Origin of the sequence: Pseudomonas sp. PDM05 (assembly GCF_014851685.1) — a bacterium.
Lineage (GTDB): Bacteria > Pseudomonadota > Gammaproteobacteria > Pseudomonadales > Pseudomonadaceae > Aquipseudomonas.
In genome coordinates this window covers 106,470-130,078 of sequence record NZ_JACVAC010000001.1, presented here as the reverse complement: position 1 = coordinate 130,078, position 23,609 = coordinate 106,470, and the positions used below count along the sequence as shown (strand labels likewise).

At 59.3% G+C, this 23,609-nt stretch carries 29 protein-coding genes and 1 pseudogene; 25 read left to right on the top strand and 5 right to left on the bottom strand.

What is annotated here, in order from left to right; all coding sequences use genetic code 11:
- The first annotated feature begins 2 nt into the window (after positions 1 to 2).
- The 20 genes and pseudogenes from IB241_RS00610 to IB241_RS00520 all read left to right on the top strand — a co-directional run bounded on the left by IB241_RS00610 (position 3) and on the right by IB241_RS00520 (position 14,778).
- Positions 3 to 323: a hypothetical protein gene (locus IB241_RS00610; protein WP_124527932.1), complete on the top strand. Its 321-nt coding sequence runs from the start codon at positions 3 to 5 to the stop codon at positions 321 to 323.
- A complete protein-coding gene (locus IB241_RS00605; protein WP_192296498.1) occupies positions 320 to 976 on the top strand; it encodes a hypothetical protein in 657 nt (218 codons plus the stop codon). Before IB241_RS00610 ends, IB241_RS00605 begins: the two co-directional genes overlap by 4 nt.
- Positions 969 to 1,487: a hypothetical protein gene (locus IB241_RS00600; RefSeq protein WP_192296497.1), complete on the top strand. Its 519-nt coding sequence runs from the start codon at positions 969 to 971 to the stop codon at positions 1,485 to 1,487. Before IB241_RS00605 ends, IB241_RS00600 begins: the two co-directional genes overlap by 8 nt.
- A complete protein-coding gene (locus IB241_RS00595; protein ID WP_192296496.1) occupies positions 1,484 to 2,059 on the top strand; it encodes a phage baseplate assembly protein V in 576 nt (191 codons plus the stop codon). Before IB241_RS00600 ends, IB241_RS00595 begins: the two co-directional genes overlap by 4 nt.
- A 46-nt stretch (positions 2,060 to 2,105) precedes the next feature.
- Complete coding sequence (locus IB241_RS00590) at positions 2,106 to 2,297, top strand: hypothetical protein (protein WP_192296495.1); 192 nt, start codon at positions 2,106 to 2,108, stop codon at positions 2,295 to 2,297.
- A 5-nt stretch (positions 2,298 to 2,302) separates the two neighbouring features.
- A complete protein-coding gene (locus IB241_RS00585) occupies positions 2,303 to 2,629 on the top strand; it encodes a GPW/gp25 family protein (RefSeq protein WP_048729104.1) in 327 nt (108 codons plus the stop codon).
- Positions 2,626 to 3,507 carry a baseplate J/gp47 family protein gene (locus tag IB241_RS00580; protein ID WP_192296494.1) on the top strand — a complete coding sequence of 294 codons (882 nt, stop codon included), beginning with the start codon at positions 2,626 to 2,628 and terminating at the stop codon, positions 3,505 to 3,507. Before IB241_RS00585 ends, IB241_RS00580 begins: the two co-directional genes overlap by 4 nt.
- Before the next feature lies 1 nt (position 3,508).
- The gene (locus IB241_RS00575) at positions 3,509 to 4,114 is read left to right on the top strand and encodes a phage tail protein I (protein WP_192296493.1); all 606 of its coding nucleotides are present in this window, start codon (positions 3,509 to 3,511) and stop codon (positions 4,112 to 4,114) included.
- Entirely contained in the window at positions 4,111 to 6,015 is a 1,905-nt protein-coding gene (locus IB241_RS00570; protein ID WP_192296492.1) for a phage tail protein, read from the top strand. The genes IB241_RS00575 and IB241_RS00570 overlap by 4 nt, the downstream gene beginning before the upstream one ends.
- Before the next feature lie 8 nt (positions 6,016 to 6,023).
- A complete protein-coding gene (locus tag IB241_RS27455; protein ID WP_225595200.1) occupies positions 6,024 to 6,461 on the top strand; it encodes a phage tail assembly chaperone in 438 nt (145 codons plus the stop codon).
- A gap of 99 nt (positions 6,462 to 6,560) precedes the next feature.
- Positions 6,561 to 7,736, top strand: coding sequence for a phage tail sheath family protein (locus IB241_RS00560; protein ID WP_192296491.1), 1,176 nt, complete (start codon positions 6,561 to 6,563; stop codon positions 7,734 to 7,736).
- Between the two features lie 13 nt (positions 7,737 to 7,749).
- Positions 7,750 to 8,253: a phage major tail tube protein gene (locus IB241_RS00555; RefSeq protein WP_192296490.1), complete on the top strand. Its 504-nt coding sequence runs from the start codon at positions 7,750 to 7,752 to the stop codon at positions 8,251 to 8,253.
- A 15-nt stretch (positions 8,254 to 8,268) separates the two neighbouring features.
- Positions 8,269 to 8,541, top strand: a pseudogene (locus tag IB241_RS27450) (phage tail assembly protein); the annotation flags it as partial.
- A gap of 12 nt (positions 8,542 to 8,553) precedes the next feature.
- A complete protein-coding gene (locus IB241_RS27445) occupies positions 8,554 to 8,871 on the top strand; it encodes a phage tail assembly protein (protein WP_225595217.1) in 318 nt (105 codons plus the stop codon).
- Between the two features lie 140 nt (positions 8,872 to 9,011).
- The gene (locus IB241_RS00545; protein ID WP_192296488.1) at positions 9,012 to 11,537 is read left to right on the top strand and encodes a phage tail tape measure protein; all 2,526 of its coding nucleotides are present in this window, start codon (positions 9,012 to 9,014) and stop codon (positions 11,535 to 11,537) included.
- A gap of 9 nt (positions 11,538 to 11,546) precedes the next feature.
- Positions 11,547 to 12,392 (top strand): phage tail protein, encoded by an 846-nt coding sequence (locus IB241_RS00540; protein WP_192296487.1) that lies wholly within the window; start codon positions 11,547 to 11,549, stop codon positions 12,390 to 12,392.
- Positions 12,367 to 12,573, top strand: coding sequence for a tail protein X (locus tag IB241_RS00535; protein ID WP_192296486.1), 207 nt, complete (start codon positions 12,367 to 12,369; stop codon positions 12,571 to 12,573). The genes IB241_RS00540 and IB241_RS00535 overlap by 26 nt, the downstream gene beginning before the upstream one ends.
- A gap of 16 nt (positions 12,574 to 12,589) precedes the next feature.
- Positions 12,590 to 13,633 (top strand): phage late control D family protein, encoded by a 1,044-nt coding sequence (locus tag IB241_RS00530; RefSeq protein ID WP_192296485.1) that lies wholly within the window; start codon positions 12,590 to 12,592, stop codon positions 13,631 to 13,633.
- A 63-nt stretch (positions 13,634 to 13,696) separates the two neighbouring features.
- Positions 13,697 to 14,260, top strand: coding sequence for a glycoside hydrolase family 19 protein (locus IB241_RS00525; protein ID WP_192296484.1), 564 nt, complete (start codon positions 13,697 to 13,699; stop codon positions 14,258 to 14,260).
- Positions 14,242 to 14,778, top strand: coding sequence for a lysis system i-spanin subunit Rz (locus IB241_RS00520; protein ID WP_192296483.1), 537 nt, complete (start codon positions 14,242 to 14,244; stop codon positions 14,776 to 14,778). The genes IB241_RS00525 and IB241_RS00520 overlap by 19 nt, the downstream gene beginning before the upstream one ends.
- 64 nt (positions 14,779 to 14,842) lie before the next feature.
- On the opposite strand, the gene IB241_RS00515 is transcribed toward IB241_RS00520, so the two are convergent.
- On the bottom strand, positions 14,843 to 15,919 hold the full coding sequence (locus IB241_RS00515) for an acyltransferase family protein (RefSeq protein ID WP_192296482.1): 1,077 nt from the start codon (positions 15,917 to 15,919) through the stop codon (positions 14,843 to 14,845).
- 339 nt (positions 15,920 to 16,258) lie between these two features.
- On the opposite strand from IB241_RS00515, the gene IB241_RS00510 reads away from it, so the two are divergent.
- Both IB241_RS00510 and IB241_RS00505 read left to right on the top strand, forming a co-directional pair.
- Complete coding sequence (locus IB241_RS00510) at positions 16,259 to 17,053, top strand: DNA adenine methylase (RefSeq protein WP_192296481.1); 795 nt, start codon at positions 16,259 to 16,261, stop codon at positions 17,051 to 17,053.
- An 83-nt stretch (positions 17,054 to 17,136) separates the two neighbouring features.
- Positions 17,137 to 17,322, top strand: a complete 186-nt coding sequence (locus IB241_RS00505; protein WP_192296480.1) for a hypothetical protein — start codon at positions 17,137 to 17,139, stop codon at positions 17,320 to 17,322.
- On the opposite strand, the gene IB241_RS00500 is transcribed toward IB241_RS00505, so the two are convergent.
- Complete coding sequence (locus tag IB241_RS00500) at positions 17,319 to 18,020, bottom strand: SOS response-associated peptidase family protein (protein WP_192296479.1); 702 nt, start codon at positions 18,018 to 18,020, stop codon at positions 17,319 to 17,321. The genes IB241_RS00505 and IB241_RS00500 overlap by 4 nt on opposite strands.
- 101 nt (positions 18,021 to 18,121) lie before the next feature.
- Here IB241_RS00500 and IB241_RS00495 point away from each other — a divergent pair, with 101 nt between their 5' ends.
- Positions 18,122 to 18,547, top strand: coding sequence for a LexA family protein (locus IB241_RS00495; protein WP_192296478.1), 426 nt, complete (start codon positions 18,122 to 18,124; stop codon positions 18,545 to 18,547).
- Positions 18,540 to 19,817 carry a translesion error-prone DNA polymerase V subunit UmuC gene (gene umuC / locus IB241_RS00490; protein WP_192296477.1) on the top strand — a complete coding sequence of 426 codons (1,278 nt, stop codon included), beginning with the start codon at positions 18,540 to 18,542 and terminating at the stop codon, positions 19,815 to 19,817. The genes IB241_RS00495 and umuC overlap by 8 nt, the downstream gene beginning before the upstream one ends.
- Before the next feature lie 213 nt (positions 19,818 to 20,030).
- On the opposite strand, the gene IB241_RS00485 is transcribed toward umuC, so the two are convergent.
- From IB241_RS00485 to IB241_RS00475, 3 genes are read right to left on the bottom strand one after another with little or no spacing between them, the layout of a single operon-like run.
- The gene (locus IB241_RS00485) at positions 20,031 to 20,615 is read right to left on the bottom strand and encodes an isochorismatase family protein (RefSeq protein ID WP_123332497.1); all 585 of its coding nucleotides are present in this window, start codon (positions 20,613 to 20,615) and stop codon (positions 20,031 to 20,033) included.
- Between the two features lie 60 nt (positions 20,616 to 20,675).
- Positions 20,676 to 21,512: a pirin family protein gene (locus IB241_RS00480; protein ID WP_192296476.1), complete on the bottom strand. Its 837-nt coding sequence runs from the start codon at positions 21,510 to 21,512 to the stop codon at positions 20,676 to 20,678.
- 11 nt (positions 21,513 to 21,523) lie between these two features.
- Positions 21,524 to 22,588, bottom strand: a complete 1,065-nt coding sequence (locus IB241_RS00475; protein WP_192296475.1) for an alkene reductase — start codon at positions 22,586 to 22,588, stop codon at positions 21,524 to 21,526.
- Positions 22,589 to 22,688: 100 nt separating this feature from the next.
- On the opposite strand from IB241_RS00475, the gene IB241_RS00470 reads away from it, so the two are divergent.
- Complete coding sequence (locus IB241_RS00470; RefSeq protein ID WP_192296474.1) at positions 22,689 to 23,570, top strand: LysR family transcriptional regulator; 882 nt, start codon at positions 22,689 to 22,691, stop codon at positions 23,568 to 23,570.
- Positions 23,571 to 23,609 lie beyond the last annotated feature (39 nt).

Sequence of the window (23,609 nt, the reverse complement as noted above, 5' to 3'; positions counted from 1 at the left end):
CCGTGGCCTTCCGCGACCTGATCGACGACATCGACGACGTGGTGTTTGAAACCCTCGGCGACAGCGCCTTGATCGAAGGCCGCGCCGAGCCGGTGCTGGGCATGTTCTCGGCACCGTGGAAGCAACCGGCGTTCGGCAAGGTCCAGACCGCCATCCGCGAGCCACGCTTCGAAATTCGCGTGAAGGATTCGGAAGGTCTGAGCAGAGGTCTGCGGGTCACGGTCGATGTGCCAGCCCTGGACGGCGGCGGTGACTACGACCTGCTGCAACTGGAACCCAACGGCAACGGCCTGGTAGCCCTGATCCTGAGGAAGCGCCCATGAGCATCGGCAGCTACGTACATCAGACCCGCGACAGCGGGATGCTCAACATCCAGCCGTCAGCGGTGCACTCCCAGGCGTTGCGCGAGTTCGGGCAGTTGGTGCCCAAGGCAGCGGCAGCGGCGCAACGGCGTGCGATCAACAAGACGCTTGGCTGGCTGCGCACTCACATCGCTCGCGCTGTGGGCAAGCAGGAGCGCATCGCCATCGGCGCCGTCCGGCAACGCCTGCGGGCGTACCCGGTCAGCGGCGGGGCGATGCGCGGCAAGTTGTGGTTTGGCGTCAACGCCATCGAAGCCAGCAGGATCGGCAAGGCTCGGCAAACCCGCGCCGGGGTTTCGGTAGCGGGGCGGCGTTACCAGGGCGCGTTCTTCAAGCAGGTGTATGGCGGCAGTCCGGACATCTGGATCCGCACGTCGAGCAAGCACTTCGACGCCGCCGACTACCCCGGCAGTACGCAAGGCCGACGCAGTTCCGGCTTCATCGCGGAAAGCGACAACCGCTTCCCGCTGGCGAAAGCCAAGGTCTCGCTGGAGCAGGTGCGGCCGCACTTCGACAACTGGGTGAAACAGGCCGATGAGCGCTTGCTGGAGATCCTCAAGCAAGAACTCAACTTTGAACTGCAGAAGTACCTCAAGGGGACCGCCCGTGTCTGATCAACCTTTCAGCCTCGACCGTTTGTATGAGGCCATCGAGCAGCGCCTGCAGGAGCAGTTGCCGGGCCTTCAGGGCGTTTCGTTCTGGCCGGACTTGTCGGCAGACACCAGCCTCCCCACACCCGTGGTGCTGCTGGAGATGGCCGAGATGGAGCCCGCGCAGGATCTCGGCACGGGTGAAACCGCGCTCACCTGCAAGTTCGAAGCGCGGATTGTCGTCGACTCCATCAGTGTGGATCCGCAACGTCAGGCGGTGCAGTTGGCCTCCCAACTGGCCGTGCTTTTACGCGGGCAGAGCTGGGGCCTTGAGGTGGATTGCGCGCAGTTCATGCGCTCCACCCAGGACTGGACCAAGCCCGAGCTGGATGGCTATTTCGTCTGGCTGGTGGAGTGGGATCAGACGGTCTACCTGGGCGTTGAGGAATGGCCGTGGCCGGATGAACCGCCGGGCACCTTGGTCATCGACCTGGGGCCGGGCGTTGGGCAGATCAAACCGGAGGATCTGGAATGAGCTACGCCACGGCGCAACATGATCGGATGATCGCTTCCACGGTGATGCCCTGCGTGGTCGTGGCGGTGGATCTGCCCGCCGCCATGGTGCGCGTGAAGTCGGGCGACTGGACCAGCGCCTGGGTGCGCTGGCACAGCCAGGCCGCTGGTAAAGCGCGCCAATGGCGGGCGCCGAGCCTGGGCGAGCAGGGCGCACTGATCAGCCCCAGTGGTGAGGCGGCGATGGGTACATTCATCGCCGGTCTGTACGGCAATGCCGGCGCGCAACCCGACAACCGCGACCATGTGGAGGTCTGGCGTTTCGATGACGGTGGGTCGCTGGTCTACGACTGGGCGGCACACAGCTACACCATCGATCTGCCAGCGGGCAACGTCACGGTCAAGGTCGGTGACTCGGTGCTGGAGATAACGCCGGACAGCATGCGGTTGGCGTCGGGCCAGATCCACCTGGTGGGCGTGGTCACCATCGACGGCGCGACCCAGATCAACAGCACGTTGAACACGACCGGCGACATCAACAGTGCCGGCAAGGTCATCGATGCCGGTGGCAACACGGCGAACCACAAACACTGACCCATACCCGCCTTGAGCGGGTTTTTCGTTTTAGGAGCCTCCGTTCATGAGCAAGACCAAATCCGACACCCAGGATGAGCAGGTGCTCAGCCGCGTTTTCCGCGACACGCTCTTCACCTCGCGCACCCTGATCCTGCCCGATGGCAGCACCCTGGCGGTGACCAAGGCCCACGTGACGGCCACCACCGACGAGCAGCTCGCGTTCCTCAAGGCTCACCCGGAACTGGTACAGGAGTAACCCCGATGATCGGAATGGATCGCCGCACCGGCAAACCGCTGTCCGGGCTCGACCATCTCCGGCAGTCCATCGAGGACATTCTCGCCACGCCCGTGGGCAGTCGACGGATGCGACCTGAGTACGGCAGCCAGATCCGGCGCTTCGTCGACCTGCCGGTCAACGGCGGTTGGAAAAGCGCTGTCCAGGCCGAGGTGGCCCGCTCGCTGGGTCGCTGGGAGCCGCGGCTGAAACTGGAACAGGTGCAGGTCGTCGCCATCGTCGGTGGCCGCATCGACTTCAAGCTGACCGGCGAATATCAGGGCGAAAGCCTGTTGTTGGAGGTGTCGGCATGAGCACGGTGGATTTATCGGCGTTGCCGGCGCCGCAGGTGCTGGAGACCCTGGACTACGAAGCGCTGTACGACGAAGGGCTTGCGGCGTTTCGCGGGTTCATGGGCGACAACTGGTCGGCGGCGCTGGAGAGCGACCCCGTGGTCAAGCTGGTGGAGCTGGGTGCCTACGGCAAGATGCAGAACCGAGCGCGGGTCAACGATGCGGCCAAGGCCTTGCTGCTGGCCTACGCGGAAAAGGAAGACCTCGATCAGCTCGCGGGCAACGTCAAGCTGCAGCGCCTGGTCATTCAACCGGCCAACCTGCTGGCGGTGCCGCCGGTCGAAGAGGTGCGGGAATCGGACGACGCGCTGCGCGAGCGAATCCAGCTGGTGTACGAAGGGCTGACCACGGCCGGCCCGCGTAACAGCTACATTTTCCACGCACGCAACGCGTCGGCGTTGGTGGCTGACGCCACGGCGGAAAGCCCATCACCGGCCGTCGTGGTAGTGACGGTGCTCAGCCTGATCGGCAGTGGTCAGGCGGATCAGCCGTTGCTGGATCAGGTGTACGCCAAGCTCAGTGACGACGACATCCGCCCGCTGGGCGACCGCCTCACCGTGCAGAGCGCGCAGATCCTGGAGTATCGGATCGACGCCGTGCTGCACATGATCGGCGCCGGGCCGGAAAATGACGCGATCCTGGCCGAAGCCAAAAAACGTCTTGCCTCCTGGGTTAACCCGCGCAAACGGCTGGCGCTGGAAGTCGCTCGCTCTGGTATCGACGCCCAACTGCACATCAGCGGTGTGGGCAGGGTCGAGCTGAAAAACTGGGTCGACCTGAAACCGACCAAATACCAGGCGGCGTATTGCACCGGCTTCGATGTGGTTCTTGGGGGATGACATGAATAGCTTGTTACCCCTTAACAGCACGCAGCTGGAGCGCGCTGTTGAAGCCGCATTCGCTGAAAAGACCAAGATCCCGTTGCGCACGCTGTACAACCCGGACACCTGCCCGGCGCAGTTGTTGCCTTGGTTGGCCTGGACCTGGTCGGTCGACCGCTGGGACAACAAATGGTCGGAAGCCGTCAAGCGCTCGGCTATCCGTTCCGCGTTTTACGTGCATGCACACAAGGGCACCATCGGCGCCCTGCGACGGGTGGTTGAACCGCTCGGGTATCTGATCGATGTCATCGAGTGGTGGCAGACCAATCCCCAAGGCGTCCCCGGCACCTTCGCCTTGAAGGTCGGCGTGCTGGACACCGGCATCACCGAAGAGATGTACCTGGAACTGGAGCGCCTGATCGACGACGCCAAGCCCGTCAGTCGGCGCTTGACCGGCCTGGCGATCAGCCTGGAAACCGCCGGCACCGTGTTTATCGGAGCCAGCGTGTACGAGGGCGACGAACTCAGCGTTTACCCACCGACTCAGCGCGACATAGACGTCAGCGGCGTATACCGCGTCGGTGGCTGCGAACACCATATCGACACGATGGACATCTACTCATGACTGACCAAAACACGCAGTTCTTCGCGATCCTCACTGCCATCGGCGAAGCCAAGTTGGCGAACGCTACAGCCCTCGGTACGTCCTTGATCTTGGCCCAGATGGCCGTGGGTGATGCCAACGGCACCGACCCTATCCCCAGTCGCACACAAACCAAACTGATCAATGAGCGCCGACGTGCACCGTTGAACCAGGTGAAGGTAGATCCGGCCAACGCTAATGTGATCATCGCCGAGCAGATCATCCCCGAGAGCGTAGGCGGTTGGTGGGTGCGGGAGCTTGCGCTGTATGACGCGGACGGCGACATGGTCGCGGTCGCCAACTGTGCACCAACGTACAAATCGCTGCTTGCCCAAGGCTCAGGCCGGACCCAAATAATCCGGATCAACTTGATCGTCAGCAGCTCGGCCAACATTGAGCTGAAAATCGACCCCAGCGTCGTGCTGGCAACCCGTGAGTATGTTGATACCTCTGTTATCGAGGCACTGGCAAAGCTGGACTTCAAACATTCGGTACTGGTCGCGACCACGGAAAACATTGTGCTGAGCGGCCTACAGACAATTGACGGAGTGTTGCTGTCCGCCGGCTCGCGAGTGTTGGTAAAGAATCAGACCCAGGCCAAGGACAACGGCCTGTATGTGGTTCCCGCAGCGGGCGTGTGGAAGCGCGCCCTGGACGCAGACACCAGTATCGAGGTAACGCCTGGCCTGTTCGTGAGCGTTGAAACAGGCACCGTCAACGGCGACAGCGTTTGGCAGTTGGTGACTGACGCGCCTATTGTTCTTGGTACGACCCCGCTGTCCTTTGACATGGCGGCGGGTCGCACCGGGGTTGTTGCTGGCTCCTACAACAAACTTACCGTCGACAAGTACGGCCGCGTAATCGCAGGTACAAACCCGACAACGCTGGCCGGCCACGGGATCACCGACGCGCTACCAAACACTGGCGGCGTTCTGTACGGCAATGTTCAGATGACGGAGAACAGCAGGCTCTATGCCGCGCCTGGAAGCACTGCCTCTTGGGCCGTCGGTCTGTTCGCTGGAACGTCCTCTTCGGCTAAGGGGGGGGTAGGGTTTTACGGCGGTGCGGATGGGGCCTTCAAGGTTGCATATATTGGGCTTGGAACTGACCCTTGGTTCACTGGGCCGGGCATTCGCATTAAGTCGGACGGCGCGGTCGAAATCGGTGGCACCATCACCGGCAATGGTGCGGGTTTGTACTCTGTGCCATTTTCTGCGCTGACGGGCGCGCCCACTACTCTATCTGGCTATGGAATTATCTCTGCGAGCCAGACTGAGGCTGAGCAAGGTTCGGATACAACCAAGCCGATGACGGCCTTGCGCGTCTGGCAGGCCATCGCTGCAAAGGTTGTGCAGGCTACGGCGTCTGTCGCCGGCATTGCCCGAATCGCGGCTCAGTCAGCTGTAAACACTGGAACGGAGACTACAACGATCGTCACACCGGCGACATTAGCCGCGCGTTTGACGGCGTTGTGGCAGGCCGCGCAAGAAGGCGTATTGGGCGTTGTGCAGCTTGCCACCCAGGACGAGGTCAATGCGGGAGCCGATGATGCAAAGGCCGTTACGGCAAAGAAGATGCGCTTTGGCTTTCAGCTTATCAAAGGCACCAATGGCGCCATTGTTCTACCAACGTGGATGGGGGGGTTTATCATCCAGTGGGGGATGACGACCTCAATCCCCAGTGGCTCGATCGTGTCGTTTAACTATCCGATCGCTTTCCCTGCCTCGGCGGTATTGCCAGGTGCGTTTCGAGTCGGCACGGGGAACAATTCAGCCACCGTCGGAACCACGTTGAGTTCAATTTCAATCACTAACCGGCCGCACTACTCGGCCGACTCTTCGGCGGCAGCCAACGTCTATTTCTTTTTCTGCTTCGGTTACTGAGAGGTCCCATGGCTAAATACTTAGTTCTAAATGACGCCCGCGAAGTGGTCACTCAGTTGATCAAGGGCGTGCATGAGATACTTCCGAACGCCGTCCAGATCGATGATCATCGCTGGTACGAAGTGACGCAGGACAATAGTTGTGTGTGGCACCTCAGCGAATTCGGGGAGCTGACCCAGCGGCCGAAGGCAGTGGTCGACGATGGGCAACTGCCCTCTGAGTTTGAGCGCGAGTGGCGTAATCAGGCAGTCGCCTCAACCGAGTGGCTGGTCACGCGACATCGTGACGAGCAGGGCCTTGATCGGCCTACGACGCTGACTACTGAGCAATTCGCGGAGCTTCTGACGTATCGACAGGCTCTGCGTGAATGGCCTCAATCTCCGGATTTTCCGAGCCATGAGCATCGTCCACCAGCGCCTGCCTGGATCGCCGATCAAACCGAATAGCGCCCCACACTGACGGGGCGTTTTCTTACCCGTTGCACGTAACCCGAACCATCCCACGGCCTCGCTTATGCGGGGCTTTCTCGTTTCTGGAGTTCAACCATGAGTAATGCAGGTGGATTTTTTCACGGCGTCACCGTGACCAACGTCGACACCGGCTCGCGGCCTATCGCCGTGCCGTCGTCGTCGATCATCGGCCTTTGCGACACCTTCATCCCCGGCCCCGCTGCCAGTGCCTTGCCCAACCAACTGATGCTGATCACCCGCGAAAGCGAAGCCGTCGCCGCCTGGGGCGCAGATGCGGCCATCACCCAGGCTATCAAGGCGATCTACGTTCGCGCCAAAGCGGTGATCGTCGCCTGTGGTGTGGCGAAGGTGGAGGACGCCGCAGCGCAGACTTCAGCCATCATCGGCGGCGTGCTGGCGAACGGCACCCGTACCGGCATGCAGGCACTGCTCGACGGCAAGAGTCGCTTCAACGCGCAGCCGCGTTTGCTGGCTGCGCCCAAACACACGGCGACCTTGCCCGTCGCCACGGCCTTGGTGGCGTTGAGCGACAAGCTGCGGGCCATGGCAATTATCGACGGCCCCAACACCACCGACGAAGCCGCGATGGAGTACCGCGAAAACTTCGGCAGCAAGCGCGTGTTTCTGGTCGATCCGGGCGTGCAGTACTGGGACACGGCACTCAGCGCCACCATCGATGCGCCGAGTTCCGCTTGGGTCGCCGGGCTCTTTGCCTGGACCGATTCGGAGTATGGCTTCTGGGCCTCGCCGTCGAACAAAGAGTTCGTCGGCCTCACCGGCACTGGTCGCCCCATTGAGTTCCTTGACGGCGACGAAACCTGCCGGGCCAACCTGCTCAACAACGCGCAGATCACCACGATCATCCGCGATGACGGCTACCGCCTGTGGGGCAACCGCACCTGTTCCAGCGATCCGAAGTGGGCGTTCGTCACCCGCGTGCGGACCATGGACATCGTGATGGACGCGATCCTTTACGGCCACAAATGGGCGGTCGACCGCTCGATCACCAAGACCTATGTCAGCGACGTCACCAATGGTCTCCAGGCGTTCATGCGTGACCTGAAAAACCAGGGCGCGGTAATCAACTTCGAGGTGTTCGCCGACCCCACGTTGAACACGGCAAGCCAGCTGGAGCAGGGCAAGGTGTACTGGAACATCCGCTTTACCGACGTGCCGCCGGCAGAAAACCCCAACTTCCGGGTCGAGGTCACCAACCAGTGGCTGACCGAAGTCCTCGACACCAACGCATAAAGGAGAGCCGCCGATGGTTCCGCAAACGCTCTACAACATGAACGCCCATATCGACGGCGTTGCATTCAATGGGGAGATGACCAGTGTGACGCTCCCCAAGCTCACCTTGAAAACCGAAGAGCATCGCGCTGGTGGCATGGACGCCCCGGTGGAGATGGACCAAGGCATGGAGAAACTGGAAGCCAGTTTCTCCGGCAAAGGTGCGCGTCCGGAGGCCATGAAGTTTTACGGTCTGGCCGATCAGACCGCGTTCAACGCGGTGTTCCGTGGTTCCTTCAAGGAGTACAAAGGCGCGACCACGGCAGTGATCGCCACTGTACGCGGCATGCTCAAAGAGATTGATCCGGGCGACTGGAAAGCCGGCGAGGCCGGGGAGTTCAAGTACGCCGTGGCGGTCAGCTATTACAAGCTCGAAGTCGCGGGCCGCCTGATGTACGAAATCGATCCAATCAACTGCGTCCGGGTTATCAACGGCGTCGATCAACTTGCCAGCGTTCGTCGCGACCTGGGCCTGTAAAGGGAAATAGCTTTCATGAAAGCACTGAAAAAACTGCCGTCCTGGCTCACCGTCGAGGCGGATAGCGCGACCATCACGTTGACGCGCCCCAGCGATGTTAACGGAGTAAAGGTCGACCAGTTGACTCTGCGCGCCCCGACCTTGCGTGAGGTCCGCGCCTCCGACGCAATCGGTGGCGACGACGCCGTTCTGTGCGAGGTGACGTTGTTCGCATCCCTGGCGGATGCCGGCACCACGGACATCGACGGACTCAAACTTACCGACTATGCCCGCGTACAGTCCGGCTATTCGCGGTTGCTGATGGATGCCGATTTGCCTGAAGACAAGGGAGCCAAGCCGACTTGGCTGGTCGTTGGCCCCGATGGCGCAGTGGTCACGCTGTCCAAGGCGTATGACGTCAACGACATCAAGCTCGACCGCCTGATGTTGCGTGCACCCACCGTGCGCGATGTGCGTGCCGCGACCTCTGCCTCCAATGGTGACGACGATCAGCGTGACACCATCCTGCTTGCCAACCTTTCCGACTCCAACACCAAGGATCTGGAGGGGCTCAAGCTGACGGACTATCAGCGGCTGCAAGCCGCCTACTTTCGCCTGGTGCAGGATGACGGGGTTTAGCGCCTCCCTGCAGCGACAGGTCGCGAAGCGTTTGGCGACGCAGTATTCGTTCGCCGCCAACGAAATCGAGACCATGCCCTTTTCCACGATGATCTGGTGGCTCACGGACTGAGCCCCGCATCCCTGCCTGGAGTGTTCTCATGGCAAACAACCTGGCGCTCGGCCTGGTCATCGGCGGCGTCGTCAGCTCCACGGTCGGCGCCGCCTTCAAGGACGTTGAAGGCCGCATCAAGAAACTCGGCGAAACCGGCACCAAGACCCGCGTGCTGCAAAGCACCATCGGCGACACGATCCGCCTGCGCGACGAATGGAAAAAAGCCCACGACACCGGTTCAGCCTCGGCCGGTGACCTGCTGCGAAAGCTGGAGGGCAACCTCAAAACCCTGAAAGAGCAGGGCATTGAAGTCGGCAAGTTGCGCAAGGAATACCAGGCCCTCGGCCAGGTAGCGCGGGGCGCCGAACTCAAGGCGCTGGGGCACACGCAGATCCAGCAGGGCAAGGAGGGGATGAAGAATTCCCTCGGCAAAGCGGCGGCGCTCACGGCATCGTTGGCGATCCCGACCAAGGTCTCCGGCGATTACCAGGCGCAGATCCGGCAGATGTCGTTGTGGGCGCACACCGCCGGCACCGGCGATGAGGCCAAGCTTGCAGCAAGCATCAGCAAGGTCGCGTCAGAAAAGGGCATCAGCCAGCAACTGTTGGCGAAGTCGGTCGGCGCCTTGATCGAAAAAGGCGTTGATTGGGACGTGGCCGCCGGTTACGCCGGGCAGATCGCCGACTTGATCGACGGCCAGGGCATGGAGCCCGAAACCATCGCCACGCTGATCAACGCCTTCAAGGAGGCCGGGGTAAAGCAGGCTGACATGGCCGCCTCGCTGGGGCAGGTGGCCGCCGCTGGTGACATCGGCGCGTTCGGCCCCAAGGAGATGGCCAAGTACCTGCCGGCCATGCTCGGCAACATCAAGCGCCTGGGCATGGAAGGCCCCGAGGCGGTGCGCTTCCTCGGTGCCAGCCTGCAATCGCAGTTCTCGCAAACCCAGGACGCGGCGGCTGCGGCCACCAACATGAACAACCTGCTCAACGCAGTGATCAGTAGCACCAGCCAGGAGCGGTTCGCCAAGGAAGGTTATGACCTGGCCGGCTCGATCCTCGCCGCGACAAAAAGCGGCAAGGCGGCGAACCCGGTCGATGCGTTCATCATGCTCAGCGAGCAGTTGATCAAGAAACAGGATCCGGCCAAGGCCAAGAAGATCGAGGCGCTGAAGGCCAAGATCAAGGGCTCGGTGGATGGTAGCGCGGAGGAAGCGCAGGCCATGGTCGCGCTGACCGAGGCTGCGGGGTTGGCGACGATTGTCAGCGATCAGAGTGCCAGTGCGGGTTTGCTCGCGCAGATCAAATATGGCGACAAGATCAAGGCTGATATGTCGGTGATCAAGGGCACGGATGGCAAGGCCAAGATCGAAGCGGATGCCGCGAAGGCGCGGGAGACGTCCAACAGGAAGTGGGCGACGGCGACTGCTGGCATTGAATCGTCGATGACGAGGATTGGTGATGCGGTGCGGCCTTTGACTGACCTGGCTGCGGATGGGTTGGCGAAGGTAGCGTATGGGCTTGGGGAGTTGGCTGGCAAGTTTCCAACGGTAATCAGCGGGGCGACGGTGCTGGCCGCTGGTGTGGTCGGACTGGGTGCTGCGATCAATGCGATCAAGATTGGCAAGGGCTTGGTGAATGTGGCCCGTGGTTCGCTGATGGGTAACCCGAATGTGATCCAGCGGGTGTTCGTCACCAACCCTTCCGGCGGTGCTGGTGGGGTTGATGTCGGGGATGGCAAGCGGCGGCGGGGCAAGGGCAAGCGTGGTCGCGGTGGTCGTGGGGCTGTTGGTAGCGCTGCTGCGGCGGCCGCGCCGATTGGTGCGACGGCTAGCCGATTTGCACCCAAGGCGATGATGGGCAAGGGGCTTGGTTTCGCTAAGGTCGGTGCGCCCATGGCGCTGATCGAGGCCGGGTTGATTGCCGCTGACACGTATCAGAACGCCGAAACCCGCGACGAAAAGGCCGAGGGTTATGGCAATGCCGCTGGCACGTTGGCCGGGACATTGGCCGGTGCAGCAGCTGGGGCTGCGATTGGTTCTGTTGTCCCGGTGATCGGCACCGTGGTCGGTGGATTGATCGGCGGCTTCCTTGGTAGCTGGGGCGGCGGTGAGCTGGGCAGTGCAGTCGGCAAGGCTGCATTCGGCGGGCCGGACTCGCCGGCCGAGCGATTGGTGTTGCCAGTTCAGCCTTCGCCGTTGCGGTTGCCGCCACCTGGTGCGGTTCCAATGCCGCGCTTGGCGCAGATGGCGCCGCCGCTGCCGGCAGGTCCATTGATGCTCAGGGCGCCTGCCACACCTGGGCCAGCCCTAGGGGACGTATCGCGTTCGTTGGCGTCTGCCCCGGCAGCGGCGGTTGCTCCCGCCTTGCTCAGTGCTGGGCTTGCCGCGAAGCAGGAGCCCCCTCGGATTGATCAGCAATGGCAATTCTCCCCGACCGTGGGTGTCACGGTGCAGGGAGACGTCAAGGATCCACGGCAACTGGCGCAGGAAATGATGCCGCACCTGCGTCAGTTGTTTGAGGAGTTCAGCCGGGAGCAGGCGCGGCGCAATCTGTTCGATGCTCCACATGTTTAGGGGGGAGCGATGACTTATATGGACCAATTGCATGCCGGCTTCAAATCCCTGGTGAAGGCCGGGGAGGCTGGCCGGCACAGCATTGACGACATGATCGGCCCGGTGGATGGCGCGATCAGCGAGATCTCCGGCGCAGCCGATGAGATCGCCAGCCTGCCGGGCGTTCCACCTGAGGTCGGGGCAAGGCTGCAGCGTGTCATGCGCGGGATCGGTGCTGCGCAATCCAAGGTCGGCACGGTGCTGGCAACCTACAACAAAGCGACTCGCGCGCTGTCAGGCATCGATGAACGTATGGGCACGCTCAAGGAACAAGCCTATCGCGCCGGGACGGCAATCAACCAGGTTGCCGGAAAGGTCGATCCCCGGTTGGCGAACATCTTGCCCACCAGCGCCCTGGCGCCCAATGCCACGCCGATGGCTGAAGCGGTCAAACCCTTCCCGCATCTGCTGATCCTGCAGCCGCTGCAAACCAACGCGCAGCCGTTCTACTTCAATCTGGACACGGCTGCGTTCGACGAACTTCGCCGGCAGACGGAGTTTCGCTGGGCCTCGCAAGAGCGACTCAGTCGTCGGCCGGCGCAGCAGGCCGTGGGGATGGGGGAAGAAAAGCTCAGCCTCAAGGGCGCGATCTTTCCTGCGTTCAAGGGCGGGCTCAAGCAACTCGACGTCTTGCGCTCCATCGGTGCCAAATTGCTGCCTTTGAACCTGACCACCGGCTACGGCTTTGTGCTGGGCACCTGGTGCTTGCGTAGCCTGGAGGAAGAGCAGGGCGCGCTGCTGGCTGGCGGGATCCCGCGCAAGCAAACCTTTAGTTTGGAGTTCACGCGCTATGGCGATGATATGCAGAACGTCTGACGGCGACCTGCTCGACACCCTGTGTTACCAGCATTACGGGCATCTCAACGGCACGGTCGAGTCGGTGCTGGCTGCCAATCGGTTGCTGGCGGATGAGCCGCAACCGTTGCGTACCGGGCTGCTGATTACCTTCCCCGACATCGAGCAGTCGACGGTCGAGCAGGTGCAGTTGTGGGATTGAATCTTGAGGGCCAACCATGAAACCCACGTTTCGAATTGTCGCGGATGGGGCAGACATCACTGCCCTGATCAACGACCGCCTGTTATTGCTGCGCACTCTCGATAAGCCCGGCATGGAGTCGGACGAATTCGAGTTGCGTATCGATGACCGTGACGGCGCCGTCGCGCTCCCCAAAAAGGGAGCCGGGATCGAGGTTTACCTCGGCTACGACAGCAAGGCACTGGCGCGCGTGGGCCGTTACACCGTCGACGACGTCGAGGTTTCCGGCCCGCCCGAAACCCTAGTCATTCGCGGCAAGGCCAGCGATATGCGCGGCAGCGGCAAGACCACCCGCAGCGGTAGCTGGGAAAACGTTCCGCTGTCCAAGATCGTCAGCGACATTGCTGCGCGTAATGGTTGGAAACCCGAATGCTCGGTTGCCACGGTCATACCTCGTGCCGACCAGTTGAACGAATCGGACTACAACTTCATCACCCGGCTCGCCAAAGGCTACGACTGCACAGCCAAGGTCGCCGACAGCAAGCTGCTGGTGCTGCCTCGCCAAAGCGGCCAGACCGCCAGCGGCAAGAGCCTGCCGGCGATCACTCTCCGGCGCAGCGACGTCAGCCGTTGGCAATTCCGCTTCCCCGACCGCACCACTCAGAAGGCCGTCAAGGCCAAGTACCAGGACAAGAAAACCGGCGAGCTGGTCAACCTGACCCTGGACAACGATGACGCGCCTGCCGGTTTGCCGCCGGTTCACACCGACCGCCATATCCACCCGAACAAATCCGCCGCCGAGCAAGCGGTGAAGGCCCGGCTCGCCGCGTTCAACCGCTCGACCGCTGAGGTGCGGCTGGAGATGGTGGGGCGCACGGACCTGTTTGCAGAACGGCAGATCAACGCGCAAGGCTTCAAGGACGGCTTGGACGGAGAGTTCCTGGTCGATTCCGTGGAGCAGGTGTTCACCCAGTCCGGCTGGAGCACCACGGTCGAATGCAATGCAGGGAAGAAGGGCAAGGCCAAGGCGGCCGGCAATAAAAAGAAGAAGTCCAAGGAGGTCAAAGTCCTGGAGCTGTAACGGGCCGTACCTGCTTCACCACCCGCCGCCATCGAGCGGTATTTTTTTGTCTGGGAAAAAGCGATGTCCATTACCGAGCAACAACTCCAACGCATCATGCCCAACGCCCGCCGCCAAGCGGGCGTTTTTGTATCCGCGCTCAACGCGGCCATGACCAACCGCAAGATCGATACGCCGAAGCGGCAGGCAGCGTTCCTCGCCCAGATCGGCCACGAGTCAGGCCAGCTGCAATACGTGCGTGAACTGGGCGGCGATCAGTACCTCAGCAAGTACGACACCGGCCCGCTGGCTGCCAAGCTGGGAAACACGCCGGCAGCCGATGGCGACGGCCAACGCTATCGCGGTCGCGGGCTGATCCAGATCACCGGCCACGACAATTACCTGCGCTGCAGCCTGGCGCTGTTCGGCGATGAGCGATTGCTGTGCACGCCGGAACTGCTCGAACTGCCGCAATGGGCCGCTGAGTCGGCCGCGTGGTTTTGGTCGATAAACGGATTAAACGCGCTCGCGGATCAAGAGCAATTCAACACCATCACCCGGCGGATCAACGGCGGCCTCAACGGCTTGGAGGATCGGCTGCAACTGTGGGCCAGGGCGAGGGCGGTGTTATGCGTCTCTTCGACCTGATCCCCACGCAATATCGGATTGCGGCGGTCGGCCTGCTGCTGGTGATGTTGGCCGCCGGATCTGCTGCCCTGGCCTGGGCCGCCCAAGACTGGCGCTACGGCAAGCAGCTGGAGCACCAGGCCCGGCTCCATGCCGACACCCTCGGCGAGTTATCCCAAGCCGCCGCCGCCCTGCAACGCAAAGAGCAGGACAAGCGCTTCGCCTTGGAGCAGCGCCTGCACAACAACGATGAAACCCACTACAAGGAGTTGACCGATGAGCAAACGAAGCAGGCTCGTCTGCGTGATCGCCTGGCTACTGCTGATCTGCGGCTGTCAGTCGTTCTCGCCGCCACCGAAGCCACCGGCAGCTGTGCAGTGCCAGCCACCACCGCCACCGGCTGCATGGTTCATGGCCCCACAAGAGCCCAACTTAACCCAGCGCATGCTCAACGAATTATCGGAATCACCGATGCCGGCGATCAAGGATTGATCGCACTGCGTGCTTGCCAGGCGTACATCAGATCTCTAGTACCCTGAGCCAGGATGATCTGATGACCTAAAGTCGCCTGGTATCGGCCTGGAAGACATCCAGGCCGTTGGTTCAGCGGATGTGCTTTCTGATTGCTGTGTTGAGAGGTTTTTCAACATACAGGTGTAGGGCAATAGCGGCACCCTGACAGATGGCGAAGTAGACGACATAGAAAAAGACAACCCCCAAGCTATATAGCCCGAGCGTGTCGAAAAAGTGCGCAACCCACGGCATCAGTATCCAATGAATTAGGTATAGGCTATAAGACGCGTCACCGAGAAGTACCAAAAATTTTGGAGGTGTGTATATACCTTCCAGGCTCAGTGCTGCCCATACCATCAGGAAGGCTAGGCTCCCCCAAACAATAGGTCTATAGAAAACTTGTCCGTTCAAGCCTGGAATCAGATTGTTTAACTGAATCACGAGCAGTAGCGGAATTGCAGTCGCTAGAATAATGATAGAAGGAATGCGCGCTAGATGAACTCCAGCAGAGTGAATTCGATAAAGAACAAGCCCAAATAGAAACTCAAACATCATTGATGAGCCGATAAGTTTGACCGGGGCGATCCAGTCTAGATATGGCTTTGCAGCTGAATTCAGGATGAAGTAGGAAATTAGCATAATGGCTGCGGTGGAAATGACAAAGCTTTCCAAGCGCTTGACACCTACAATCAGCAATATTGCTATGATTGTATAGAACATAAACTCAAACTGAAGCGTCCATCCAACATTGAGTGTCGGGGCCACAAACGAATGAGTGAAGGTCAATGACTCCAACAATAATCGCATATTTAGCTTTGCGGAGCTGAACGCAAAGGCTAAATCAGGGTTGGGTTTGAACCAGCCACTGCCGACTATATAAACGCAGACGAAAACTAATAAGGTAACAATAAAGTACATGGGCCATATTCTGGCTAGCCGACGGATAAAAAAATCCCAGCCTGAAAGTTTTACCTTAGAGATTTCAGTGTGCGATCCTCCAAATAAAATATAGGGGATGATAAAGCCACTGATAACAAAGAATACATCTACGCCAAATCGTCCAGTGTTGTAAAACTCAGCGGGAAGACCGAAAGGCGCAATGGCACCGTGAGCGACCACGACAAGAGCGGCCGCAATGAATCGTAGAAGCTGGATGTTGTTGAGCAAGTGTAGATCCGTCCGTTTGGCGCACTCTCTGGGCGCTGGGTCCTATTTCACGAGCTTTCATACCCGTGATGGCGCGGCGATTCTACCTGTGTCTTGAATGGATGTCAGGCTGATACATACAGGATACACCCGTCACAACCATGTTTAGGGAGGATAGGTGCCTTAGTAAAAATCTCTCATCGACAAGTAAAAGGAGCGGCTGGAGAGGATGCGTCAACATCCTTCCTGGCCGCTTTTCCCGCAGATCGTTCCTGCAAGTCCAGCCAAGGCTCCTGCTTCGTGCACAAAGCGGAGCGAGCCTAGCACTGTTTATCCATACAGCAAAGGTCTTGCTTTTATATGTCCACACCCATCATCCCTTGGATGGGCGGCAAACGCCGCCTGGCCGACCGCCTTATCCCGCTCTTCCCACCTCACGAATGCTATGTCGAAGTCTTTGCGGGCGGAGCTGCGCTGTACTTCATGCGTCCCCAGGCCGCGCCGGTTGAAGTCCTCAACGACATCAATGGCGACCTGGTTACGCTGTACCGCGTGGTGCAGAACCACCTGGAAGAATTCGTGCGCCAGTTCAAATGGGCGCTCAGTTCTCGGCAGGTGTTCGAGTGGCAGAAGATGACCCGTCCTGAAACCCTGACCGACATCCAGCGCGCCGCCCGGTTCTTTTATCTGCAGCACCATGCCTTTGCCGGCAAGGTGACAGGGCAGACTTTCGGCACCGCGACGACTGGACCGGCAATCAACCTGCTGCGGATCGAAGAAAACCTGTCTGCAGCTTGGCAGCGGTTGTCCGGCACCTACGTTGAAAACCTACCCTGGCTTGCTTGTGCTGAGCGCTACGACCGTGCCCATACCTTCCACTACATGGACCCACCCTACTGGCAGACCGCCGGGTATGGCGTGGATTTTCCCTTTGAGAATTACGAGCGCATGGCTGACTTTATGCGTCGCTGCAAAGGCAAGGTCATGGTCAGCATCAATGATCACCCGGACATTCGGCAGGTCTTTGACGGTTTCCATTTTGAAACCGTTGATATTCGCTACAGCACTACCAACCAGCGGCAGGGAAGGGCCGATGTCAGTGGGGAGTTGGTGATCATGAACTGGGAGCCAGCCGCATTAGGGGGGCTGTTTTGATGGTCGCCATGTTCGATCTGATTGGCTTGCTATGTGTTTATGGTCGAGCGTTACTGTGGTCACGCAAACGAAGGATGAACCCCATGGAAACTGCCTCCCACCATTTGAATGTCCTGCCCTCGCAGCTTCTTGCGGCTGCCTCGCGAGGAGATATTGACCTTAACGAATTGGCTGCTGTTGTGTTGGCTGGTCGTGGGCTTGATCACAACGCAACCTGGGTAGGTTTCCCGGCGGCCGCTCAGCTGCTCGAGCAGCACTTACAGGGTTAATCATCCTCTGATGAAAATGGGAGCAGTAGCTCGGCTCCCTGATGTTTCACGTTCCCTACCTCTTTGCCAACGGCATACCACTCAAAATCCTCGGTTGGCTGGCAGCACTCAGTGGCTATTTCTTGAGCGCGCTCTGGCGCAAGTCCTGGATCCAGCCACTCCCTGGCATGCTCAGGCGTCAGCACCAAAGGCTTGCGATCATGGATGTGCAACATCCCTTGGTCGCTGGCGGCGGTGATGATCACGAATCCGTCTCCTTCGGTGGGCTCCAGGCCAAGGCTCACTTGGGCGAGCGCCCCGAAAAACATGGGTTTCTGACTTTTCAGGCGAATGAAGTAAGGCTGTTTCTTCTTCGGATCGTCGGGATCTTTGACCCACTCATACCAACCTTCACTCGGCACCACGGCTCGGCCATTCGGCCAGAGTTGCTTGAAAAACTTGCCCGTAGTGACCGTCTCCACGCGGGCGTTGATCGGATCGGGGCGTTTGCCCTTGGCCCAGAACGGCGCCCATCCCCATTTGACTGCATCGATATGCAGGCCATTCTCTGCGGTGTGAAGCACTTGCACTCGTGTCGTTGGAGCGACGTTGTAGCGGTTGATCGGCACGGCGTCGTACCCACTGAACAGCTCTATCTGTGGGTTTAGCTCTTCGATAAAAATCGCCATCCCTTCGTACTGCACGAATCGCCCACACATACGCACCTCTCCGCTTGTCGAAATCCCCTACAGAAAAATTGACCGCAAGCGTTCCGCAAAGTTAACTGTACATTCGTACAGTATTTGTAAAAGGTCGCGCCATGAGCTTTACCATTTTAGGTCCCATCGCTGAAGTCGGCGCGAAGCTGCCTTTGTGCTCGTTCCAGGTTCCGGCCGGCTTTCCATCGCCGGCAGCGGATCACATTGAGCAGCACATCTCGCTGGATGAGGTTTTGAACATCCGTGCGCCTCATGTGTACTTGGTAGCTATCACTGGTGAAAGTATGCAAGGCGTCGGGATTTTCGATGGAGACCTCGCCGTGGTGGATCGTGCCCTCGAGCCGATCCACGGGCATGTGGTGGTGGCATTACTCAACAATGAGCCCGTGTGCAAGCGCCTATGTAAGCGCGGCCAGGAGGTGGTACTGCTTTCCGAGAACCCCAAATTCCCAGCGCGCTACGTTCTCGAAGGCGACGAGCTGTCGATCTGGGGCGTGATCACCAGCACAGTGCGCAGCCATGTCTAAGCCAGAGCCGACCTTTGCACTGATCGACTGCAACAGTTTCTACGCCAGTTGCGAGCGAGTATTCCGGCCTGATCTTGCGAAGGTGCCCATCGTGGTGCTGAGCAACAACGATGGCTGTGTCATCGCCCGTAGCTACGATGCCAAGCCGTTCATCAAAATGGGCGAGCCGTATTTCCAGATCAAGCACAAGCTCAAGGAGCACGGGATTGTGCCGTTCTCCTCGAATTATGCGCTGTACGGCGACATGAGCGAGCGCGTGATGAGCCTGATCGAGGCGATGGTGCCGGCAGTTGAGGTGTACAGCATCGACGAGGCGTTTGCCGACTTGACGGGTATCGGTGGATTGGATGCATTGGGCCGACAGATTCGTGCCCAGGTGCTTCGCTGCACAGGCATCCCGGTCGGAATTGGTATCGCCCACACAAAGACCTTGGCGAAGCTGGCAAACCATACCGCGAAGCGCCTGCAGTCTCAAACCGGCGGGGTGGTCAACATCACCGATCCGGTTAAGCGTGACTGGGTGCTACGCAATACGGACGTGGCGGAAGTTTGGGGCGTTGGCCGCAAGATGAAACTCCATCTTGATGCCATGGGTATCAAGTCGGCTATGGACCTGGCTAAGGCCGATCCGTGGACACTCCGTAAGAAGTTCAGCGTTGTGATCGAGAAGACAGCTAGAGAGTTGGGCGGCACGCCTTGCTTGGAGCTGGATGAGCCGGATCCGCCAAAGCAGGAGATCTGCTGCAGCCGCATGTTCGGTATGAGGCTGACAGAGCTGCGGCCCATCAAGGAGGCGGTGGCCACCTACATGATGCGTGCCTCTGAGAAGCTCCGCGCTCAGAACTCGCTTTGCAAGAAGGTGCGCGTGTGTATCCGTACTGGCATGTTCAATCCGGAGGAGGCTAAGTATGCCAATGGGGTCGTGGTTGATATGCCATATCCCACCGACGACGTGCGGCTGCTGACTCTAGCGGCGGTAGGTGCGCTTGATCGGATATTTCGACCAGGTTTTAAGTACAGCAAGGCTGAGGTGATGTTGCTGAATCTCTGCCAGCCAGGTGAGTACACCGATGATTTGTTTGCTACGTCACAGTCCACAGAGGCGACTAGGGTTATGACAGTTCTGGACCAGATCAATGAGCGGTGGGGTAGAGGGACGCTTCGCTTGGCCGGTGTACCCGCACATCCTGATTGGGGCATGCGCCGCGATATGATGAGCCAGAGTTATACGACGAAGCTGAATCAGCTCTGGTCTGTAGCCTGTAAGTAGCGGCTGCTTTCGGCCATTAGCGGACTTTTCGCATTGACTATCCCCTAAGGGCATAAACAGGGTGTTTTGGCGATCGGCGATATATAGGTGAGAGAAATACTTTGTGTATAGCCTGAGAAGTCAGCGTTCTGGTCTCGCCAGAAACACATTCTTTAACTGTCGAGAAAGGCCCGGACACCCTGAATGGAACGTTCCGGGCCTTTTCAAGCGTGCTTACTCGCCAAAGGCTTCCATAAGCACTTGAACCAGTTCGCCGCCTTCCGGTGTTGCCCAACTGCCAGCCAGTTCTGCAATCAACTGGTTGGTGGTGGTCAGTGTTACACCAGCTTTGTCCATGCGGCGCAGAGCGATGTCATCGGCCATGGCGGTGGGTGAAGCGCCACCGTCTGCTACGACTTGGACTTCATAGCCATCACGGACCAGCGAGAGCGCAGGGTAGACGGTGCAAACATCATTGGTTACACCTGCAATGATCAGTTTCTTGCGGCCTGTCGCTTTCACTGCTGCGGCGAAGTTCTCATCGTCCATGGCGTTGACGATGCCCATACGTTTGATTCGACCGGCAAACTCAGTTGGAAGAATCTCTTCCAGTTCGCTCAATAGCGGGCCTTGGGCATACTCTTCCATGCTGGAGGTAAGTACCACGGGGAGCTTCAGGATGCGGGCTGCTTTGGCCAGCATCAGAGCGTTGCGCTTCAGTTCTTCAAAGGGCATGGATTTAGCCCAGCCCATGGTTCCGACCTGATGGTCAATCAGCAGCAAAGCAGCATTATCAGCATTGAAGTTTTCGAATGACATGGTGATTCTCCTGGCAACTACGATGGGGCACATACCCCGGTTTTTGGGTATATAAATCGCTTAACGCGCTTGCAGTGTTCCGAACTCACCGCGCTGGTAGCCATTGACTGCTGCGGCCAGCGCGTCCATCGAAGCGAGGGCCATGGGCCCTTGCCAATACACGGGTTGATTTAACGGAGTCCCGGAGAACAGCACGGCCTTGGCATCTCCATTCTTCGCTTGCAGGGTGACAACTCGATCCGCGCCCTGAGGAAGATTGACTGGTGCCTTCGGGTCGATCAGGTTGAAGGCCCGACCGTCGACGTAGACCTCGCCGTCAATTGGCATAACGAATGCCACGTGTCCTTCTGGCACTGGAATTTTCACTTCGCTTGCGGCTTCAAGGGATATGTCCAGAAGCCTTACGTCCGTAGGCAGTAATAGCGGAGAGGCCAGTCCTTCGAAGTTGCCCAAGGGGACTCTGATTTTTACACCCGCCAAATAAACAGTGGGGACATCCTGAGCCTCCACACTGAAGACAAAGGGTGCATCAGCTTGCTTGTCTTCGGGCAGGTTGATGAAGATTTGCAGCATGTGAACGGTCTTGCCTGGCTGGGCTGGAACCTCTTCATGAACGATGCCTTCACCCGCCGCCGTCCAGTGCAAACCACCGGGTTGAATCACGTTGCGGTTGCCCAGCGAGTCACGGTTGTCGATGCCTGTTTCCGAGTCCAGAAACAGATAAGAGACTGCTGAAAAACCTGCATGAGGATGAGGGGGGAACGTCGGTCCGCTGATCCAGGCATGGTCTACGCCGAGAAACGGGTCGATGGGTTTCGCATTCTGATCACCACGCAGGCTGAATGCCCGAAACTGGCTGCCGTGGTTCATGCGCTGTAAGCGTGCGGTGGGTTGCATGACGAAGCTCCTCAGGCCCCTTGGGACATAGTTGGATAATCGATATAGCCTTCTGCACCTGGGGCGTAAAAAGTGTCCTTATCCGGCGTATTCAACTCCGCGTCGGCGCGGAACCTCTCAGGCAGATCTGGGTTGGCCAGGAAGGTGCTGCCAAACACTGCAGCGTCTGCTTTGCCTTCGTTGATCAATGACTCGGCGCTGTCTTTGGTCAGGCCGCTGCCGATCAGGTAGCTGCCGTCGAACAGTGGGCGCAGCGCCGCGTGGTAATCGAACTTGGCCCCGAAAAGCGCGACGTGCAGGTAAGCGAGCTTGAGGCCGCGAAGCTGCTTGACTAGGTACTTGTAGGTTTCCTGCGGATTTGCATCAACGATGTCGTTGAAGTTCATCTCCGGGGAAATCTTGATACCGACACGGTCACCGCCCACTTCACTCACCATGGCGGCGAGCACTTCTTGTACGAAGCGAGTGCGGTTTTCAACCGAGCCACCGTACCGGTCGTTGCGCTGGTTGCTGCCGGTGGAGAGAAACTGCTCAGGCAGATAGCCTGAGGCAGCGTGCAATTCAACACCGTCGAAACCGGCTTCAATGGCTCGGCGAGCAGACTGACGATAGCCTTCAACCACCTCGGCGATTTCAGAGACGGTCAGAGCGTGCGGTGTCACGAAATCCTGCAAGCCGGTGGCGGTGTAGGTCTGGCCAGCGGCCTTAATTGCAGACGGTGCTTGCGGTTGTGCGCCCTCGGGTAGCAAAGAAGGGTGAGAAACCCGTCCGCAATGCATCAGCTGCATGAAGATGCGACCTCCACGAGCATGCACGGCATCTGTGACTTTCTTCCAGGCCGCGATTTGTTCGGCGGTTTCAATACCAGGGGTGCGAACGTAACCTTTGCCCAGCGCAACCGGAAACACCCCCTCGCTGATGATCAGCCCGGCAGTGGCGCGCTGTGCGTAGTAGGTGGCAACCAGTTCGCTGGGCACACCAGCATCATCGGAGCGCGAGCGGGTCATCGGTGCCATGACCATACGGTTAGACAGGGTGTAGCGTCCTACTTGGACTTCGGAAAAAAGAGATTTCATTTCGGTGCACCTCAGAAGTGATGTGGCTATGATTCATCAAGCCGAAGTTGGGATAAATGCCCTAAAATCGAAATAACTAATCCATAAATGGGATAATGCTTTGGATTTTCTCAACGACATGGCTCTGTTTGTCGAGGTGGTGAAGGCGCGCAGTTTCACGCGTGCGGCGGAAACGCTGGGGATACCCAACTCGACGTTGTCGCGACGTATCAGTGAGCTGGAGAAAGGGATTGGCTTGCGGCTGCTGCACCGCACGACTCGCAAGATTGAGCCGACCGAAGCGGGTCAGTTGTACTTTGAACGCTGTAAACGACTCGTCGATGAAGCCCGTCTGGCGCATGAGCAGCTGGGGGAAATGCTGGCCCGGCCCAGCGGGCTGTTGCGAGCTTCGCTACCGGTTGACTTCGCAACGGTCTACCTGGCCCCACTGATTGCAGACTTCGCCAGGCTCTATCCCGGTATCAGTTTCGAGTTTGACCTGAGCCCGCGTCAGGTCGATCTGATCAGCGATCCGGTGGATGTAGTAATCCGTATGGGCGAGCCGCCAAACTCGAACCTGATCGCTCGCAAACTCGCGAGTTTAGGGCGCGGACTGTATGCATCTCCACGATACCTCGAGGTTTCCGGCGAGCCTGAGCACCCAGCCGACCTGGTTAATCATGAATGCCTGCGAATGCGTAGCGCACGTGCCGACCGTTGGACGCTGTCACGCGCCTCCGAGAGCGTGGATGTCGATGTAGGGGGGCGGTTCGAACTCAATAGCGTAGGTATGCTAAGGCGTTTGGCGTCGTTGGATCTAGGTATTGCATTACTGCCTGAGGGCATCGCGGGGCAGGACGTCGCAGACGGAAAGCTTTGCAAAGTCCTGTCGCAATGGCAGGCATCACCAGTGTCGGTCTATGCACTGACCGAAACGCGCCTGCTTCCGGCGAAAACCCAAAGGTTTATTGAGTTTCTAAGAGACAAGCTAGAAGGTGCGTAGTGTCGAGTGCGAATGGTCTCCTTTGGCCGAAAGCAGTCC

Excerpts from the sequence above, each read along its gene's own strand:
- IB241_RS00605 (WP_192296498.1), top strand. The coding sequence starts at position 320 with ATGAGCATCGGCAGCTACGTACATCAGACCCGCGACAGCGGGATGCTC.
- IB241_RS00595 (WP_192296496.1), top strand. The coding sequence starts at position 1,484 with ATGAGCTACGCCACGGCGCAACATGATCGGATGATCGCTTCCACGGTG.
- IB241_RS00590 (WP_192296495.1), top strand. The coding sequence starts at position 2,106 with ATGAGCAAGACCAAATCCGACACCCAGGATGAGCAGGTGCTCAGCCGC.
- IB241_RS00585 (WP_048729104.1), top strand. The coding sequence starts at position 2,303 with ATGATCGGAATGGATCGCCGCACCGGCAAACCGCTGTCCGGGCTCGAC.
- IB241_RS00580 (WP_192296494.1), top strand. The coding sequence starts at position 2,626 with ATGAGCACGGTGGATTTATCGGCGTTGCCGGCGCCGCAGGTGCTGGAG.
- IB241_RS00575 (WP_192296493.1), top strand. The coding sequence starts at position 3,509 with ATGAATAGCTTGTTACCCCTTAACAGCACGCAGCTGGAGCGCGCTGTT.
- IB241_RS00570 (WP_192296492.1), top strand. The coding sequence starts at position 4,111 with ATGACTGACCAAAACACGCAGTTCTTCGCGATCCTCACTGCCATCGGC.
- IB241_RS27455 (WP_225595200.1), top strand. The coding sequence starts at position 6,024 with ATGGCTAAATACTTAGTTCTAAATGACGCCCGCGAAGTGGTCACTCAG.
- IB241_RS00560 (WP_192296491.1), top strand. The coding sequence starts at position 6,561 with ATGAGTAATGCAGGTGGATTTTTTCACGGCGTCACCGTGACCAACGTC.
- IB241_RS00555 (WP_192296490.1), top strand. The coding sequence starts at position 7,750 with ATGGTTCCGCAAACGCTCTACAACATGAACGCCCATATCGACGGCGTT.
- IB241_RS27445 (WP_225595217.1), top strand. The coding sequence starts at position 8,554 with ATGGATGCCGATTTGCCTGAAGACAAGGGAGCCAAGCCGACTTGGCTG.
- IB241_RS00545 (WP_192296488.1), top strand. The coding sequence starts at position 9,012 with ATGGCAAACAACCTGGCGCTCGGCCTGGTCATCGGCGGCGTCGTCAGC.
- IB241_RS00540 (WP_192296487.1), top strand. The coding sequence starts at position 11,547 with ATGACTTATATGGACCAATTGCATGCCGGCTTCAAATCCCTGGTGAAG.
- IB241_RS00535 (WP_192296486.1), top strand. The coding sequence starts at position 12,367 with ATGGCGATGATATGCAGAACGTCTGACGGCGACCTGCTCGACACCCTG.
- IB241_RS00530 (WP_192296485.1), top strand. The coding sequence starts at position 12,590 with ATGAAACCCACGTTTCGAATTGTCGCGGATGGGGCAGACATCACTGCC.
- IB241_RS00525 (WP_192296484.1), top strand. The coding sequence starts at position 13,697 with ATGTCCATTACCGAGCAACAACTCCAACGCATCATGCCCAACGCCCGC.
- IB241_RS00520 (WP_192296483.1), top strand. The coding sequence starts at position 14,242 with ATGCGTCTCTTCGACCTGATCCCCACGCAATATCGGATTGCGGCGGTC.
- IB241_RS00510 (WP_192296481.1), top strand. The coding sequence starts at position 16,259 with ATGTCCACACCCATCATCCCTTGGATGGGCGGCAAACGCCGCCTGGCC.
- IB241_RS00505 (WP_192296480.1), top strand. The coding sequence starts at position 17,137 with ATGGAAACTGCCTCCCACCATTTGAATGTCCTGCCCTCGCAGCTTCTT.
- IB241_RS00500 (WP_192296479.1), bottom strand. The coding sequence starts at position 18,020 with ATGTGTGGGCGATTCGTGCAGTACGAAGGGATGGCGATTTTTATCGAA.
- IB241_RS00495 (WP_192296478.1), top strand. The coding sequence starts at position 18,122 with ATGAGCTTTACCATTTTAGGTCCCATCGCTGAAGTCGGCGCGAAGCTG.
- umuC (WP_192296477.1), top strand. The coding sequence starts at position 18,540 with ATGTCTAAGCCAGAGCCGACCTTTGCACTGATCGACTGCAACAGTTTC.
- IB241_RS00485 (WP_123332497.1), bottom strand. The coding sequence starts at position 20,615 with ATGTCATTCGAAAACTTCAATGCTGATAATGCTGCTTTGCTGCTGATT.
- IB241_RS00480 (WP_192296476.1), bottom strand. The coding sequence starts at position 21,512 with ATGCAACCCACCGCACGCTTACAGCGCATGAACCACGGCAGCCAGTTT.
- IB241_RS00475 (WP_192296475.1), bottom strand. The coding sequence starts at position 22,588 with ATGAAATCTCTTTTTTCCGAAGTCCAAGTAGGACGCTACACCCTGTCT.